Genomic DNA, 14,529 nt, shown 5'->3' on the forward strand with positions numbered 1-14,529 from the left:
GATGGAGGTCGTGATGAAACAGGAACGGTTAGTGGTGATTGGCAATGGCATGGTGGGACAGAAATATCTGGACCACCTGGTGGCGGATCGGCTGCATCACCGTTATCAGGTCACGGTACTGTGCGCGGAACCCCGTCCGGCCTACGACCGTGTTCACCTGTCGGAATTCTTCACCGGACGCAGCAGCGAGGACCTGTCTCTGGTGCCGGAGCGTTTTTTTGAACGCCACGGGCTCGAGCTGCGTTTGAGTGAGGGTGCCGACAGCATCGATCTGGAGAACAAGACGATCCGGACCGCCAAGGGTGCCACGCTGGACTATGACAAGCTGGTGCTGGCCACCGGTTCTTACCCGTTCGTGCCGCCGGTGCCGGGACGGGGCCGCCCCAGCTGTCTGGTGTATCGCACCATCGAGGATCTGGAAGCGATCATGGCCTCCGGGCGGGATGCGGAAGTGGGCGTGGTGATCGGCGGTGGTCTGCTCGGCCTGGAGGCGGCCAAGGCCCTGCGCGATATCGGTCTGCAGACCCATGTGGTGGAATTCGCGCCGCGCCTGATGGCGGTGCAGGTGGACGATGGCGGCGGCGCGCTGTTGCGCCGCAAGATCGAACAGCTTGGCGTGTTCGTGCATACCGGCATGAACACCACGGAAATCATCGACGGAGAGTTTTACCGTCACCGTCTCAACTTCACCGACGGCGAGCACCTGGAAGCGGATCTGGTGGTGTTTTCCGCCGGCATCCGCCCCCAGGACACACTGGCCCGTGACGCCGGGCTGGCGGTGGGGGAGCGCGGCGGGATTGTCATCGATAATCACTGCCGTACCTCCGATCCCGATGTTTACGCCATCGGTGAATGCGCGCTCTGGGGCGGACGCATCTATGGTCTGGTGGCGCCGGGTTACGAGATGGCGCGCGCCGCCGTCAGTCATTTGCGGCATCGGTGTGATGAAACCCTGGCGGTGCCGTTCACCGGCGCCGATATGTCCACCAAATTGAAATTGATGGGCGTGGACGTGGCGTCCCTGGGTGACGCTCATGCCAGCACGCCGGGGGCCTGCTGTTATCGCTACGAGGACGAGCGCAAGCAAATTTACAAGAAGCTGGTGGTGAGCGAGGACGGTCGTCGCCTGCTGGGCGGCGTGCTGGTGGGGGACGCACGGGAATACAACACGCTGTTGCAACTGATGCTCAATGACATGGCGCTGCCGGAAACGCCGGAGCAATTGATCCTGCCCGCGGGCCAGGGCGCCGCGCCAGCCCTTGATGTCACCCGGTTGCCGGACAGCGCCACGCTCTGCCAGTGCCAGAACGTGACCAAGGGCGCCTTGTGTCAGGCCATCGCCGACGGCCACTGTGATCTGGCGGCGATCAAACAATGTACCGGCGCCGCCACCGGCTGTGGCAGTTGTGAGCCTCTGGTTCAGACGCTGCTGGACACTTCCGGCGTCGCCGCGGATACCCTGGCGGAGGTGGCAACATGACCTGCACCACTTGCCCCTACTGTGGTGTGGGCTGTGGCGTGATCGCCACGCCCGGAGACGAGAGCGCACCGAACCGGTTACGTATCGAAGGCGATCCGGATCACCCGGCGAACCAGGGCCGCCTCTGTGTGAAAGGGGCGGCGCTGGCGGAGACGGTGGGGTTGGAAGGGCGTCTGTTGCGGCCGTTGATGCGCGATGACGACGGCCAGGCACAAACCGTGTCCTGGGACCGGGCGCTGGATCGGGTGGCCACGGATATGCGCCGCATTATCGACCAGCATGGCCCGGAGGCGGTGGCGTTCTACGTCTCCGGCCAGTTGCTGACCGAGGACTATTACGTCGTCAACAAGCTGGTGAAGGGCTGGCTCGGCACTGCCAACATTGATACCAATTCGCGGCTGTGCATGTCCTCCGCGGTGGCCGGTCATAAAAGAGCTTTCGGCGAAGACCTGGTGGGCGGTAATTATCAGGATCTGGAAGAAGCCGACCTGGTGGTGCTGGTGGGCTCCAATACCGCCTGGTGTCACCCGATTGTCTATCAGCGATTAATGCAGAGCCGGCGCGAGCGGCCGGAGAAACGTATCGTGGTGGTGGATCCGCGCCGCACCGCCACCTGCGAACAAGCGGATATGCACCTGCCGGTGAAAGCCGGCTCCGACGTCTGGCTGTTCAACGGGCTGCTCACCTATCTGGAAGAGCACGGCGTGGTGGACACCGGGTTTGTCGCCAACCATACCGGCGGTGCCGCCGAAGCGCTGGCCGTTGCCCGTGCCGACGGCGGCCGTTTGGAGGCCGTGGCCAAGGCCTGTGGTGTGCCGGTGGCGCAACTGCAGGCGTTTTACGCGCTGTTCGCGCGAACCCGCAAAGTGGTGACGGTGTTTTCCCAGGGCGTGAACCAATCGTCCAGCGGCACCGACAAGGTCAACAGCATCATCAATTGCCACCTGTTCACCGGGCGGCTTGGCGAGCCCGGCATGGGGCCGTTTTCCATCACCGGCCAGCCCAATGCCATGGGCGGCCGGGAAGTCGGCGGCCTGGCCAATACGCTGGCGGCGCATCTGGAATTGGATGAGCCGGCACACCGGCAACTGGTGCAGGAATTCTGGGGCAGTCCGAGCATCGCCCGGGAACCGGGTTTAAAGGCCGTGGATTTGTTTGACGCGGTACACGATGGCCGCATCAAGGCCCTGTGGGTGATGGCCACCAATCCGGTGGTGAGTCTGCCGGACGCCGACCGGGTCCGTGAGGCCCTGCGCCGTTGCGAGCTGGTGGTGGTGTCCGATCTGTTTGCTGATACCGATACCGCCGCCGAGGCCCGGGTGGTGCTGCCGGCGCTGGGCTGGGGCGAGAAAGACGGTACCGTGACCAACTCGGAACGCTGCCTGTCCCGGCAAAAAGCCTTTCTGCCGTCGCCGGGAGAGGCGAAGCCGGACTGGTGGGCGGTCAGTGAGGTGGCGCGCCGGCTGGGGTTCGAAGGTTTCGGCTTTGAGCAGCCCCATCAGATTTTCGATGAGCACGCGCGGTTGTCGGCCTGGCGCAACGATGACGACGGCATGCGGCGTGCTTTCCATATTGGCGGTTTGGCGGGTCTCGACGCCGAGGGCTATGATCGCCTGCGCCCGTGCCAATGGCCGGTGCCGCAAGCCGGTGAACATACCCCCCGGCTGTTCCAGGACCGCCGCTTTTTCCATGGGGACGGCAAGGCCCGGCTGGTGCCTACCGCGCCCCGTGCCCCGGTCAACGCGGTGGATGACGAGTTCCCGCTGGTGCTCAACACCGGCCGTATTCGCGACCAATGGCACACCATGACGCGCACCGGCCGCGCCCCGCGTCTGGCCAGCCATTTGCCCGAACCGTTCGTGGAAATGCATCCTTACGAAGCCATGCTGTGCGGTGTACAGGACGGCGCCCTGGTGCGCGTGGCCAGCCGCTGGGGCGCGATGGTGGCGCGGCTGCGCTGCACCGCCGATCAACCGCGCCGAACCGTGTTCGTGCCGATTCACTGGAATGATCAGCGTGCGTCGGATGCCCGCGTTGGCGCCTTGGTTAACCCGGTGGTGGACCCGCTCTCCGGAGAACCGGAGTTCAAGCACACCCCGGTCATGGTGTCGCCGTTCCCGGTGGATTGGCACGGAGTGGTCTATAGCCGTTCCCCGCTGCAGTTTGAAGGCAGCGAGGCGCCGGCCTATTGGGTCTGTATCCAGGGCGACGGTTTCCTGCGCTATGAACTGGCCGGCCGGGGCCGGCTGGAGGAGCCGCACCAGTGGAGCCGGTCGCTGCTGGGATTCGAGCAGCAACCGCAGTGGTTGGAAGTGGGCGAGGACAGTGCCGGTGATTATCGCGCCGCCGCGCTGGCGGAAGGGCGGCTGCTGGCCTGTGCCTATTTATCACCGCGCGCCGAGCTGCCTTCACGCAGCTGGCTGAACCGCTTGTTCGGCAAGGAAAGGGTATCCGAGGCGGATGTCGTCGGACTCAAACTGGGGCGCTCGGTGGACCCGGCCGACGACGTCGGCGCCACAGTCTGCTCCTGTTTCTCGGTGGGACGGAATACCATCCTCGACGCCATTCGCGATAACGGGTTAACCTCGGTAGAGGGCGTTGGGCGCTGTGTCAGTGCGGGTACCAATTGCGGTTCCTGCCAGCCGGAAATCCGCGCCCTGATCGAAGAGGCGAGATTGGCGGAGGGCGCGTGATGGAGGACGTGACGGTTGCGATCCTCGCGGGTGGCCAGGGACGCCGGCTCGGCGGTGTGGACAAGGGCCTGATACCCGTGTTGGGCCGCAGCCTGGTGGAGCGGGTGCTGCAAGCCCTGCCGGCCGGAACGGCGAGACTCATCGTGGCCAACCGTAATTTGCGTGCCTACCAGGCGCTGGGGGTGCCGGTGGCCAGTGATCCCTGGCCGGATTTCCGCGGGCCGCTGGCCGGTATCCTGGCCGCGTTGCGCACGGCCTCCACACGATGGGTGCTTATCCTTCCCTGTGATGCGGTGGCCTTGCCCGACGATCTGTTGCCCCGTTTAATGATCCAGGCCAAGCAGCACGGCTTGCAGGCAGTGTATGCTGAGGCGCATGGTCAGGGGCAGTATTTGTGCTGCTTGCTGAATCGCGATCTGGAAAGCGGGCTCGCCGAAGTGCTGGAGCGTGGCGAGCGGGCGCCGCGTCGCTGGTTCGCCACCATCGGTGCGCGGCCGGTGGACTTTTCCGACGTGCAGCCGGAGCCGCTGTGGAGTTTGAATAACCCCGCGGAAGTGGCCGACGCTTGTGCCCGTCTGAGCCGGGGAGACTGATCATGGGCATAGCCTTTGAGCCGTTGTTAGTAAAAGAGCCATTACAGGACCGTTTTGGACGGATCAAACGCAAGCTGCGCTTGTCGCTGACCGACCGCTGCAACTTCCGTTGCCGGTATTGCATGCCGGAACACCCGCAATGGCTGCCCGGGCGAGAGCTGATGGACCGGGAGGAGCTGTTGCGGCTGGCGACCCTGTTCGTGGACAACGGTATTGAAGAGCTGCGTCTGACTGGCGGCGAGCCGCTGCTGCGCAAGGACGTGGTGGCGTGCGTGGCGGCGCTGTCCCGGTTGCGTGAGCACGGGCTGAAGCGGCTGTCGATGACCACCAATGGCACCCGCTTGCCGGCATTGCTCGACGACCTGATCGAAGCCGGCCTGGACGATCTGAACATTAGCCTGGACGCGGTGGACGAGGGCCGCTTTCAGGCGCTTACTCGCCGCCCGCTGGCGCCGGTGCTGGCGGGGATCGAAAAAGCCCGCGACAGCGGCCTTCCGGTCAAGCTGAACGCGGTGTTGATACAGGGGTACAACGACGACCAGATCCTGCCGCTGACCCACTGGGCGAAGGCCCGTGATCTGCCGTTGCGCTTCATCGAATACATGCCGCTGGACGAACCGGGCCGTTGGCGTGAGGAGCAGGTGGTGTCCGAGGCACGCATTCTCGACACTCTGGCGGCGCGCTATCGCATCGAGGCGCGGCCACGCGGCGCCGCGCCGGCCACCGAATACCGGCTCGACGAGAGCTATACGCTGGGCGTGATCTCCACCGTGACACGGCCCTTTTGCGCCGACTGCGACCGGCTGCGGCTGACCGCCAACGGGCATCTTTACACCTGTCTGTTCGCCCGCCAGGGGCACGACCTGCTGACGCCGCTGCGCACCGGGGAAAGCGAAGCCCAGCTGCGGTGTCGCATCGAACAAAGAGTCTGGCACAAGGACGCCGGTTACGCGGCCACGCCTGGCCCGGTGGACCGACCAATCACCATGCACGGGATGGGAGGCTGATGAATCTGTCCTTTGAACTTTACGGTGAACTGATTGCGCTGGCGGGTGGCGAGCGCATCACCCTCGCCACCGCAACGGCGCCGGCCACGGTGGCCGAGGCGCTGGTGTTGCTGGCGGATCAGTGTCCGGCCCTGCAACCGCGCCTGGACCAGTGTGCCGCGGTGCGCGATACCGACATTCTGTTGCGTTCGGATCCACTGCCGGAAACCGGCCATCTGGTGCTGTTGCCGCCGGTGGCGGGAGGTTGACTATGACGGATTCGAGTAACAGGACGCATTTGACCGAACAGCCGATTGCCATCGATGAACTGCTGGCGCTGGATCACTATCCCGAATGCGGCGGTCTGGCCCTGTTCGCCGGCACCGTGCGTGACCACCACCAGGGCTTGCCGGTGGAGAGCCTGCGCTATACCGCCTACGCGCCGTTGGCGGAGAAGCGCATCGCCGAAATTGAACAACAGACCCGTGAGCGCTTCGGCCTGAGCTATTGCCGCGTGGTGCATCGCCTGGGCGCGCTGCGCATCGGTGACGTGGCGATCGTGTGCGTGGCGCGGGCCGCGCACCGGGCGGAGGCGTTCGAGGCCTGCCGTTACCTGGTGGATGAAGTGAAGCATCAGGCACCGATCTGGAAGGAAGAATTTTATACCGACGGCAGCAGCGCCTATGTGCAGGGCTGTTGCATTCGCCCGGACTCGCAGTCGGGCGATCAGTATGACGTTCATGTCGACTCTCACCCGGACCATCACCGGGTTCCCCATTGTGATGGAGATCATTCTTGAAAGACGTCAGTAACAAACCGGACTCGTTCCGCAGCGCCCGTGCCCAGTGCTGTCTGCGGGCGCCGCAGGACTGTATCGAGCGCCTGCGCCGGGGCGACACCGATAAAGGCGATGCCCTGAAGACCGCGCGCATCGCCGGCATTCTTGCCGCCAAGCGCACCGACGAACTGCTGCCGCTGTGCCACCCGTTGCCGATCCACCGCGCCGAGCTGGAGTTCGAACTGGGCGAGGAACAGGTAACGATCCTGGCCGAGGTGCAGACCATCGGCCCCACCGGGGTGGAAATGGAAGCGCTTACCGCCGCGCAGATGGCGGCGCTCACGTTGTACGATATGCTCAAGCCACACTGCCGTCCGGATCAGTTGGAAATCACCGACGGCCGCCTGCTGGAAAAAACCGGCGGCAAGTCCCAGTTCCGTCGTTATCTGCGTGCGCCGATGAGCGCGGCGGTGATCGTGCTGTCCGACACCGTGGCCGCCGGCCGCAAACCGGACACCGCCGGGCGCTCGGTGGAGGAAGGATTGACCGCCGCCGGTTTTGAACCGGTGCATTATCAGGTGTTGCCGGACGAGCCGGATCAACTGCGCGAGGCGGTGCAGGCACAACTGACCGGGGGCACCGCGCTGATCGTTACCGTCGGCGGCACCGGGGTCGGGCCCCGTGACTGCACCGTGGACACCGTGCAACCCATGTTGACCACCGAACTGCCGGGGGTAATGGAGGCGGCGCGGGACTTCGGTCAGCGCCGTACTCCCTACGCCATGATGTCACGAGGCATTGCCGGCTTGGCCGGAGATAGCGCGGTAGTGACGTTCCCGGGCAGCCGGCGCGGCGCCGAGGAGACCCTGGCGGCACTGCTGCCGGGGCTGGTGCACCTGCTGGAAGTGTGCCGGGCCGGCCGCCCACATCCGGGCGGGTATCAGTAATTAAGGCACGCAAGCACGCTGACACGCGGCACGCTTGCACGCCATGCTTGCTGGCCCGGGGGCGAACGGAAAGGCTTGATTGCTTGGGAAGTCAGTCGTCACGCAAGCTCCTGAGCCCATCGTCGGCAAAGAACAGCAAGCGTGTTTGCGTACCGGCGTTTATGACTTTCCGAGCAATCCGCCCTTCCCGTCTCGCATTGGGCCGGCAAGCATGGCGTGCAGGCGCGTTGCGTGTAAGCAAATAAACCAGATTGAAGGGGAGTCTCTGATGGGATGCGGTACCACGCCGGAGCTGCTGCCGGTGGCCGAGGCCCTGGCCACCTACCGGCGCGTGTTGACGCCGTTACCGGCCAGCGACTACCCGGTGGAAGCCGCCTTGGGCCAGGTATTGGCGGCACCAGCGCGGGCGGCGGTGGACCTGCCGCTGTTCGATCAGAGCGCGGTGGACGGCTATGCGGCACGCAGCGTCGATCTGGCCATGGCCACGCAGGACAGTCCGGTGCGATTGACCCTCAGTGGCGACATTCCCGCCGGGCAAAGCACGGAAACAGCGTTGGCGCCGGGTTGCGCCATGCGCATTCTGACCGGCGCGCCGGTGCCGTCGGGGGCGGATACCATCGTGCGACAGGAGTGGGTGGTCCGCGAGGAGGGCACCATCCGGGTAGACCGCGTGGTGGCACCGGAGACGGACCTGCGTCGTCAGGGCGAGGAACTGCAAAGCGGTGCCGAGTTGGCGGCCGCCGGCACGCGCCTGGACGCCGGCCGTCTGGCGGCGCTGGCCATGGCCGGCGTGGCCAGCGTGAACGCGCATCCGAAAGCCCGGGTGACGGTGCTGGTGACCGGCGACGAGGTCAAACCCGTGGGCGAGCCGCTGACGCCCGGGCAAATCTATGACGCCAACGGACCGCTGGTGCGCGGCTGGTTAACGCAGCGTGGTCAGCCGCTGGTGCGTTGCCAGGCGGTGGCGGATCGCTTCGAGGACGTTTGCCAGGCGTTGGAGCAGGCGCTGACGGAATCGGACGTGGTCATCACCACCGGCGGCGTGTCGGTGGGCGACCGGGATTATTTACCGGAAGCGGCGGAACGGCTGGGTGTGACCCGACACTTCTGGAAGCTGGCGCAAAAGCCGGGCAAGCCGCTGTGGTTCGGGACTCGAGAAGGCACCGCACTGATCGGGTTGCCGGGCAATCCGGCGGCGGTGCTGGTGGGACTGACGGTGCATGTGGCGGAAGTGCTGCGGGTTCTGGAAGGCGATCCGGCGGGGCCGCCCTGGGGCTATGGCCGCCTGCTCGAAGACGCGCGTCCGGACGATCGCCGTGATCAGTGGCTGCGTATGCGGTTGCAAACCGACCCGCTCACCGGTGCCACGGCACTGGCGCCGTTGCCGCGCCAGGCGTCGCATATGCTGTCCAACCTGATGGCCGCCGATGTGCTGGCCTGGGTGCCGGCCGGTGATGACGCCTGGCGCGCGGGCTCGGTGGTGCGCTGGCTGCCGTTGCGGTAACGCCGACCGGCTCTAGCGTTTCCCCGCCAGCGTAATCCCCTTGAGAATCGACAGCGCCTGGGACAGCGGGTAATCGCGGCTGGCCAGCGGTTCCTCTTCCGGCTCGGCGTCCGGCCCGTTCTCTCCATTCTGGTTCATCAGATGATGGGGCAGGTCCGCTTCCCGTGGCAGGTGCTCCTTGAGCAGTTTGACGCTGGCCACTTCCACCTTGATGTCCGGGACGATGCCTTCCGCCTGGATCGAGCGCCCTTCGGGGGTGTAATAACGGGCCGTGGTCAGCTTCAGCGCGCTGTCGCCGCTGATCGGTAGTACTGTTTGCACCGAGCCTTTGCCGAAGGTGCGATTGCCGACGATCACGGCGCGCCCCTGATCCTGCAGGGCGCCGGCAACGATTTCCGAAGCGGAAGCGGAGCCGCCGTTGACCAGTACCACCAGTGGCAGACCTTGAAGCCGGTCGCCGGCGTGGGCGCGATAGTCGTTGCGGCTGGCTTCGTCACGGCCCTGGGTGTAGACGATCAAACCGTTGTTGAGAAACAGATCGGCCACTTGCACGGCGCCGTCCAGAACGCCGCCCGGGTTGTTGCGCAGGTCCAGGACCAGCCCTTTGAGTTGGCCTTCCTCCCGCAATTTCTCCAGCGCCTTGCCGGTTTCCATGCCGGTGTTGTTCTGGAACTGGGAGATACGGATGTAACCGTAACCCGGCTCCAGGGTGTCCTGTCTTACGCTCTGTACTTTGATGCGGTCCCGCTCCAGCACCACCGTGCGCGGCTGTTCCTCGCCTTCGCTGAGGACCGACAGGGAGACCTTGGAGCCGCGTTCACCGCGCATTTTCTCCACCGCTTCTTCCAGGCTCAGACCCTTGACGAAGGTGTCGTCAATTTTCAGGATCAGATCGCCGGCGCGGATGCCGGCGCGGGCGGCGGGGGAATCATCAATGGGGGTCACGACCTTGACGAAGCCGTCTTCCATGGTCACTTCCAGGCCCAGACCGCCGAACTCACCGGTGGTGGTGGTCTGCAGATCCTCGAACTGATCCGGCGTCAGGTAGGCGGAGTGCGGATCCAGTTCGTAGAGCATGCCGCGAATGGCGGCATTGAGCAGTTCCTTCTCGTCCACTTCCTCGATGTAGGCGCCGCGCACCCGCTCCAGCACTTCGGCGAAGGCCCGCAACTGGGTCACCGGGACGCCGGCTTCACGGGCCTGCTCGTCCAGGGCCTCGGGAGTAGTGGCGGCGTGCAGAGTGGGAACGAAAACAGTGAGAGCGAGCAAAGTGGAGCGCAGAACAGCGTGAGGCAGTTTCAACATGAGGCTCTAATCCTGGCGTCAGTTGGCGCGGGTGATCAGTTGTTACGGCGATCAGTTGTTACGAGCAATGGGCGGCAGTGTAACACGGCGGTCGCACCAGCGCGCCGGGTTCACCGCCTTGCCACGGTGGCGGATTTCGAAGTACAGAGCGCTGCGGCTATTGCCGCCGGAACGGCCCGCCAGGGACAGCACATCGCCGGTGGCGACCTGGTCGCCGACCTGGCGCAGCAGGCTTTGATTATAGCCGTAGAGCGTCAGGTAACCGTCGCCATGATCGAGAATGATGAGCAGACCGAAGCCGCGCAACCAGTCGGCGAACACCACCCGCCCGGGATGCACGGCCTGCACCGGCGTGCCTTCGTCCACACCCAGAATGACCCCGGTCCAGCGCAGTTCGCCTTCGCGACGGCTGTTGTAGCTGGTCAGCAGCGGCCCGTGCACCGGCCAGGGCAGACCGCCCGCCAGCTTGCCGAAGGGGGTGCCGCCGCTTGCGGCCGGCCGGCTCGGGCCGCTTGGCGGGTTCTCCCGTGCCGCCTGTTCGGCCGCCTGGCGCATTTGCTCCAGCAGACGTTCCAGGCGCTGTTGATCCGCGCGCAGGCTGCTCAACTGGCCACCGCGGTTCTCCAACGACTGGCCAAGGGCGGCCAGTGCCTTCTCCCGTTCGTGCCCGGCGGCCTCCAGTTCCTGGCGATGTCGGGCCAGGGCGGTGCGCCGGTCCAGCAGGTCGGCGCGGGCATCGGCCACTTCCCGGGCCACCTGGCGCAGATCGACCAGTTCCCCTTCCAGGTTGACCAGGCGATCCCGCCGCGCGCGCTGGAAATATTCCTGGTAGCGTAGCAGCCGGGCTACCCGTTCCGGCTCCTCCTGGTTGAGCAGCAGCTTGATGCGCTCCTCCCGGCCGGCCTGGTAGCTGGTCCGCACGGTGCGGGCCAGCCACGACAATTGAACCTTCTTCTCCGCCGCCAGTTCGGCCTGGCGCTGTTCGGTCTCGGCCAGACGTTGCTCGGCGTCCTGGACCTCCCGGTCCAGGTGGCGTTGTTCACGGCCCAGGGTACCGATGCGTTTTTCGGTATCACGCAGCTTCGCCTGCAGGTCGTCGCGGCGCTCCAGGTCCTGATTCTGAGCCGAGGTCAGCTCGCGGATGCGCTCCTTCAGGGCTTCCAGTTGCTTGGCGGACGGATCGTCCGCCCGGGCAACCAGGCTCAACAGCAGGAGCAGGGGAAAAAGACGTCTCATGGCAGCGGGTTTTACCGTAACCGGCCCCCGATGTGTATACTTGGCGCCGATTTTACCTCGGCAGGAACGCAACCATGGATCGTTTGATCGAGTTTGCCAGCAACCATTATCTTCTGGTCTCCGCCTTCTTTCTGTTGTGGGCTGTTTTCTTCACGATTGAGTCCCGGCGTGGGGGCAAGCCCATCAGTCCGCAATTGGCCACCAATCTGATCAACCAGCAAAACGGCGTGATCATCGACCTGCGTGACGGCGAGGAGTTCCGCGCCGGCCACATCGCTGGTAGTGTCAATATCCCCTCCGGGCAGGTCATGGATCAGCTTTCGCAGCTACAGGCCTATAAGGACCGTCCCGTGATTCTGGCCTGCAAAATGGGCAATCAGTCGTCACACCTGGGGCGTCAGCTGCGTGGCAAGGGGATTCCCAACCTTTACCGCATTCAGGGCGGCATCAACGCCTGGCGCAATGATAACCTGCCGGTGGTGAAGGCCTGATGGCCGAGGTGGCAGTATGGCCGAGGTGACAATGTACACCACCTCGTGGTGTCCTTTCTGCCGGCGGGCCAAAAGTTTGTTGGTGTCGAAGGCGGCGCGGCTTCATGAAATCGATGTGGATCGTGTTGCCGGAGGACGCCAGGAGATGATGGAACGCAGCGGCCGGCGTACCGTGCCGCAAATCTGGATCGGGCCGCACCATGTGGGGGGCTGCGATGAACTTTACGCCCTGGAACGGGCGGGCAAGCTGGATGCCTTGCTTGCCGAATAACACGGGTCGCCGGGGGCGGCCTTGCAAACCATGGAGATAATGATGGCGGATCAACAGGAAAAAGTATTTCAACTGCAGCGCGTGTACCTGAAGGACGCTTCCTTCGAGTGCCCGGGCGCGCCCGAGATTTTCCTGCAGGAGTGGAAGCCGAAGGTCAATGTTCAGTTGAACAACAATGCCCGCCGGCTCGGTGACTCCAACGAGTACGAGGTGGAAGTGACGGTGACCGTGACCGCCAAGGATGAAGGGGAAGAGAAAACCTTTTATCTGGTGGAAGTAAAACAGGCCGGCATCTTCACTCTGGTCGGTATCGAAGACGAGGAGCGTAATCAGCTGCTCGGCGCTTATTGCCCCAATCTGCTGTTCCCTTACGTGCGCGAAGTGGTGTCGGATCTGGTGTCCAAGGCGTCTTTCCCGCAGATGGTATTGCAGCCGCTGAACTTCGACGCTCTGTACCAGCAACAGCGTCAACAGCAGGCGGAAGGCAACGAGAGCGTGACGGTTCAGTAAAGACGATACTGACGGATGACATCGCGGCTCACCAGCCGCGATCAGCCTGTCACCGCGCCCGGGTACCCCAACTGGCGCCAGGCCTCGTAGAGGGTTACCGCCACCGCGTTGCTCAGGTTGAGACTGCGGCTGTCGGCCACCATCGGCAGCCGCAGCCGTTGCGCCGGCGCCAGCCGGTCCAGGATCTCCGCGGGCAATCCCCGGGTTTCCGGGCCGAACAGCAGCACATCGCCGTCCTCGAACCGGGTGTCACTGGGTGTGGTGTGGCCCTTGGTGGTCAGAGCGAACAGGCGAGCCCCGGCCATGGCGGCCAGGAAGGCCTCGAAATCCGGGTGCACGGTCACTCTCGCCCATTCCGAATAGTCCAGCCCCGCGCGCCGCAGGCGCTTTTCATCCAGACTGAAACCGAGCGGCTCGATCAGATGCAGCCCGGCGCCGGTATTGGCGGCGAGGCGAATGATATTGCCGGTGTTCGGCGGGATTTCCGGTTGGTACAGGGCAACGTGCAGCATTTGAGGGGCACAAGGAAGCCGGAAGGGGGAGGGAGTATAGCGTGTCCGGCGGCTATGCGGGCAAAAAGACAGGGGAGGCCACGGCGGGCGGGGCCCGCCGTGGGCGGTGAGGTCAGAGTTTCACGCCCAGTTCGTTGAGGGTGCGCATGGTCAACTGACCGGAAGGCAGATTATTGTCCTTCTGATAGGCGATGACGGCGGCCCGGGTGCGGCTGCCATAAACGCCATCCACCCAGGTCGGATCGTAGCCTTCGTTCTTGAGCGCCTGTTGCAGACGGCGGACCACGTCCGGAGTGGTGTTGGTTTCGCACAGGATTTCACGCCATTCCATGTCGGCGTTGGTGACTTTCACCTGCTTCGGAACATCCCGGTATTGAGCGGGAATAACCTGTTTGTGAGTCTGCGGTGGTGCCACCTGCTTGACCACTTCGATGGTCTTGTATTCGGCGGGGATGGCGACTTCCTCCACCCGTTCCGGCTGCACCAGCTCCTTGCGCTGGACGGTTTTGTATTCCGCCGGCACTTCCACCAGACACATGATCTCGCCGGTGGCCTGGTCGATTCGCTCGATCGGGCCGCGGCCTTTTTTCCAGGTGGTGTAGGCGGGACGCACCAGCACCTGTTCGGAGACCGTGCGGTATTCCGCCGGCTTGGTGATCAGCTTGGTGGTGGCTTCTCTCACCAGCACCCGTTCCTGCACGGTTTCATAACGAGCGGGAGTGGTGGTGAGTTTGGTGTCTTCCGCCGACACCATGACCCGTTCCATTTCCGTTTTATAGGTTTCCGGAATCACCACTCGGGCGTAACAGTGTCCGGGTTTGGCGTTCGGTGGCAGCAGATCGGGGGCCTGAGATGCGGGCGCGGGCTGCTCATTGCCCAATTGGGCGCGTAGTTGCTGGTTTTCCTGCTCCAGTTGTTGCAGACGTTGGTTGTCGGCGCTGCTGTCCATGGTGGTGGTTTGTTGGCTGGCACAGCCGGTGGCCAGAAGGGCGGCGGCAAGCGGCAAAAGTAAAAGAGAGGGTTTCATCGTCTCGTTCCCCTTGATTCCTCCATGTGGAATTAAAGACATTAGGGGGATTCTTTTGCCGTCGATATCCATGCGGGGGCTTTTTTACAGAACGTTCACCAAAAGCCTAAAAACAGACTGGTTTTAGTGCATATGCGGGCGAAAATAATTGCTTAAAATCGGCGCCGCCCCAAAAAATGGAGCGGCGCTAAGGACT

General features: G+C 64.2%; 15 protein-coding genes. 11 read left to right on the top strand and 4 right to left on the bottom strand.

Annotated features, from left to right (window positions below; genetic code table 11):
- Nucleotides 1-13 precede the first annotated feature (13 nt).
- The 8 genes from nirB to B5T_RS02975 all read left to right on the top strand — a co-directional run bounded on the left by nirB (nt 14) and on the right by B5T_RS02975 (nt 8,981).
- Nucleotides 14-1,480 carry a nitrite reductase large subunit NirB gene (gene nirB / locus B5T_RS02940; RefSeq protein ID WP_014992967.1) on the top strand — a complete coding sequence of 489 codons (1,467 nt, stop codon included), beginning with the start codon at nt 14-16 and terminating at the stop codon, nt 1,478-1,480.
- On the top strand, nt 1,477-4,173 hold the full coding sequence (locus tag B5T_RS02945; protein WP_014992968.1) for a nitrate reductase: 2,697 nt from the start codon (nt 1,477-1,479) through the stop codon (nt 4,171-4,173). The genes nirB and B5T_RS02945 overlap by 4 nt, the downstream gene beginning before the upstream one ends.
- Nucleotides 4,173-4,766, top strand: a complete 594-nt coding sequence (gene mobA, locus B5T_RS02950; RefSeq protein ID WP_014992969.1) for a molybdenum cofactor guanylyltransferase MobA — start codon at nt 4,173-4,175, stop codon at nt 4,764-4,766. The genes B5T_RS02945 and mobA overlap by 1 nt, the downstream gene beginning before the upstream one ends.
- Nucleotides 4,767-4,768: 2 nt before the next feature.
- Entirely contained in the window at nt 4,769-5,773 is a 1,005-nt protein-coding gene (moaA, locus tag B5T_RS02955; protein ID WP_014992970.1) for a GTP 3',8-cyclase MoaA, read from the top strand.
- Nucleotides 5,773-6,021 (top strand): MoaD/ThiS family protein, encoded by a 249-nt coding sequence (locus tag B5T_RS02960; protein WP_041716772.1) that lies wholly within the window; start codon nt 5,773-5,775, stop codon nt 6,019-6,021. The genes moaA and B5T_RS02960 overlap by 1 nt, the downstream gene beginning before the upstream one ends.
- A gap of 2 nt (nt 6,022-6,023) precedes the next feature.
- A complete protein-coding gene (locus B5T_RS02965; protein WP_051015438.1) occupies nt 6,024-6,551 on the top strand; it encodes a molybdenum cofactor biosynthesis protein MoaE in 528 nt (175 codons plus the stop codon).
- On the top strand, nt 6,548-7,477 hold the full coding sequence (gene moaCB, locus B5T_RS02970) for a bifunctional molybdenum cofactor biosynthesis protein MoaC/MoaB (RefSeq protein ID WP_014992972.1): 930 nt from the start codon (nt 6,548-6,550) through the stop codon (nt 7,475-7,477). The genes B5T_RS02965 and moaCB overlap by 4 nt, the downstream gene beginning before the upstream one ends.
- Nucleotides 7,478-7,745: 268 nt before the next feature.
- Nucleotides 7,746-8,981 carry a molybdopterin molybdotransferase MoeA gene (locus B5T_RS02975; RefSeq protein WP_014992973.1) on the top strand — a complete coding sequence of 412 codons (1,236 nt, stop codon included), beginning with the start codon at nt 7,746-7,748 and terminating at the stop codon, nt 8,979-8,981.
- 12 nt (nt 8,982-8,993) lie between these two features.
- On the opposite strand, the gene B5T_RS02980 is transcribed toward B5T_RS02975, so the two are convergent.
- Nucleotides 8,994-10,286 carry a S41 family peptidase gene (locus B5T_RS02980; RefSeq protein ID WP_014992974.1) on the bottom strand — a complete coding sequence of 431 codons (1,293 nt, stop codon included), beginning with the start codon at nt 10,284-10,286 and terminating at the stop codon, nt 8,994-8,996.
- A gap of 51 nt (nt 10,287-10,337) precedes the next feature.
- A complete protein-coding gene (locus B5T_RS23710; protein ID WP_014992975.1) occupies nt 10,338-11,522 on the bottom strand; it encodes a murein hydrolase activator EnvC family protein in 1,185 nt (394 codons plus the stop codon).
- Nucleotides 11,523-11,596: 74 nt separating this feature from the next.
- Between B5T_RS23710 and B5T_RS02990 the strand changes: the two genes are divergently transcribed.
- Genes B5T_RS02990 through secB form a run of 3 tightly spaced genes read left to right on the top strand, consistent with a single transcriptional unit; the run spans nt 11,597 to nt 12,794 of the window.
- Nucleotides 11,597-12,013, top strand: a complete 417-nt coding sequence (locus tag B5T_RS02990; RefSeq protein ID WP_014992976.1) for a rhodanese-like domain-containing protein — start codon at nt 11,597-11,599, stop codon at nt 12,011-12,013.
- Nucleotides 12,014-12,029: 16 nt separating this feature from the next.
- Nucleotides 12,030-12,284, top strand: a complete 255-nt coding sequence (gene grxC / locus B5T_RS02995) for a glutaredoxin 3 (protein WP_014992977.1) — start codon at nt 12,030-12,032, stop codon at nt 12,282-12,284.
- A gap of 42 nt (nt 12,285-12,326) precedes the next feature.
- Nucleotides 12,327-12,794 (top strand): protein-export chaperone SecB, encoded by a 468-nt coding sequence (gene secB, locus B5T_RS03000; protein ID WP_051015439.1) that lies wholly within the window; start codon nt 12,327-12,329, stop codon nt 12,792-12,794.
- A gap of 41 nt (nt 12,795-12,835) precedes the next feature.
- On the opposite strand, the gene trmL is transcribed toward secB, so the two are convergent.
- Both trmL and B5T_RS03010 read right to left on the bottom strand, forming a co-directional pair.
- On the bottom strand, nt 12,836-13,306 hold the full coding sequence (gene trmL / locus B5T_RS03005) for a tRNA (uridine(34)/cytosine(34)/5-carboxymethylaminomethyluridine(34)-2'-O)-methyltransferase TrmL (protein ID WP_014992979.1): 471 nt from the start codon (nt 13,304-13,306) through the stop codon (nt 12,836-12,838).
- Nucleotides 13,307-13,418: 112 nt separating this feature from the next.
- Nucleotides 13,419-14,333, bottom strand: coding sequence for a peptidoglycan-binding domain-containing protein (locus B5T_RS03010; protein ID WP_014992980.1), 915 nt, complete (start codon nt 14,331-14,333; stop codon nt 13,419-13,421).
- Between the last annotated feature and the right edge of the window lie 196 nt (nt 14,334-14,529).

Origin of the sequence: Alloalcanivorax dieselolei B5, from assembly GCF_000300005.1 — a bacterium.
Lineage (GTDB): Bacteria > Pseudomonadota > Gammaproteobacteria > Pseudomonadales > Alcanivoracaceae > Alloalcanivorax > Alloalcanivorax dieselolei.

What these genes read in the sequence shown, in the direction of transcription:
- nirB (WP_014992967.1), top strand. Translation starts at nt 14, where the DNA reads ATGAAACAGGAACGGTTAGTGGTGATTGGCAATGGCATGGTGGGACAG.
- B5T_RS02945 (WP_014992968.1), top strand. Translation starts at nt 1,477, where the DNA reads ATGACCTGCACCACTTGCCCCTACTGTGGTGTGGGCTGTGGCGTGATC.
- mobA (WP_014992969.1), top strand. Translation starts at nt 4,173, where the DNA reads ATGGAGGACGTGACGGTTGCGATCCTCGCGGGTGGCCAGGGACGCCGG.
- moaA (WP_014992970.1), top strand. Translation starts at nt 4,769, where the DNA reads ATGGGCATAGCCTTTGAGCCGTTGTTAGTAAAAGAGCCATTACAGGAC.
- B5T_RS02960 (WP_041716772.1), top strand. Translation starts at nt 5,773, where the DNA reads ATGAATCTGTCCTTTGAACTTTACGGTGAACTGATTGCGCTGGCGGGT.
- B5T_RS02965 (WP_051015438.1), top strand. Translation starts at nt 6,024, where the DNA reads ATGACGGATTCGAGTAACAGGACGCATTTGACCGAACAGCCGATTGCC.
- B5T_RS02975 (WP_014992973.1), top strand. Translation starts at nt 7,746, where the DNA reads ATGGGATGCGGTACCACGCCGGAGCTGCTGCCGGTGGCCGAGGCCCTG.
- B5T_RS02980 (WP_014992974.1), bottom strand. Translation starts at nt 10,286, where the DNA reads ATGTTGAAACTGCCTCACGCTGTTCTGCGCTCCACTTTGCTCGCTCTC.
- B5T_RS23710 (WP_014992975.1), bottom strand. Translation starts at nt 11,522, where the DNA reads ATGAGACGTCTTTTTCCCCTGCTCCTGCTGTTGAGCCTGGTTGCCCGG.
- B5T_RS02990 (WP_014992976.1), top strand. Translation starts at nt 11,597, where the DNA reads ATGGATCGTTTGATCGAGTTTGCCAGCAACCATTATCTTCTGGTCTCC.
- grxC (WP_014992977.1), top strand. Translation starts at nt 12,030, where the DNA reads ATGGCCGAGGTGACAATGTACACCACCTCGTGGTGTCCTTTCTGCCGG.
- secB (WP_051015439.1), top strand. Translation starts at nt 12,327, where the DNA reads ATGGCGGATCAACAGGAAAAAGTATTTCAACTGCAGCGCGTGTACCTG.
- trmL (WP_014992979.1), bottom strand. Translation starts at nt 13,306, where the DNA reads ATGCTGCACGTTGCCCTGTACCAACCGGAAATCCCGCCGAACACCGGC.
- B5T_RS03010 (WP_014992980.1), bottom strand. Translation starts at nt 14,333, where the DNA reads ATGAAACCCTCTCTTTTACTTTTGCCGCTTGCCGCCGCCCTTCTGGCC.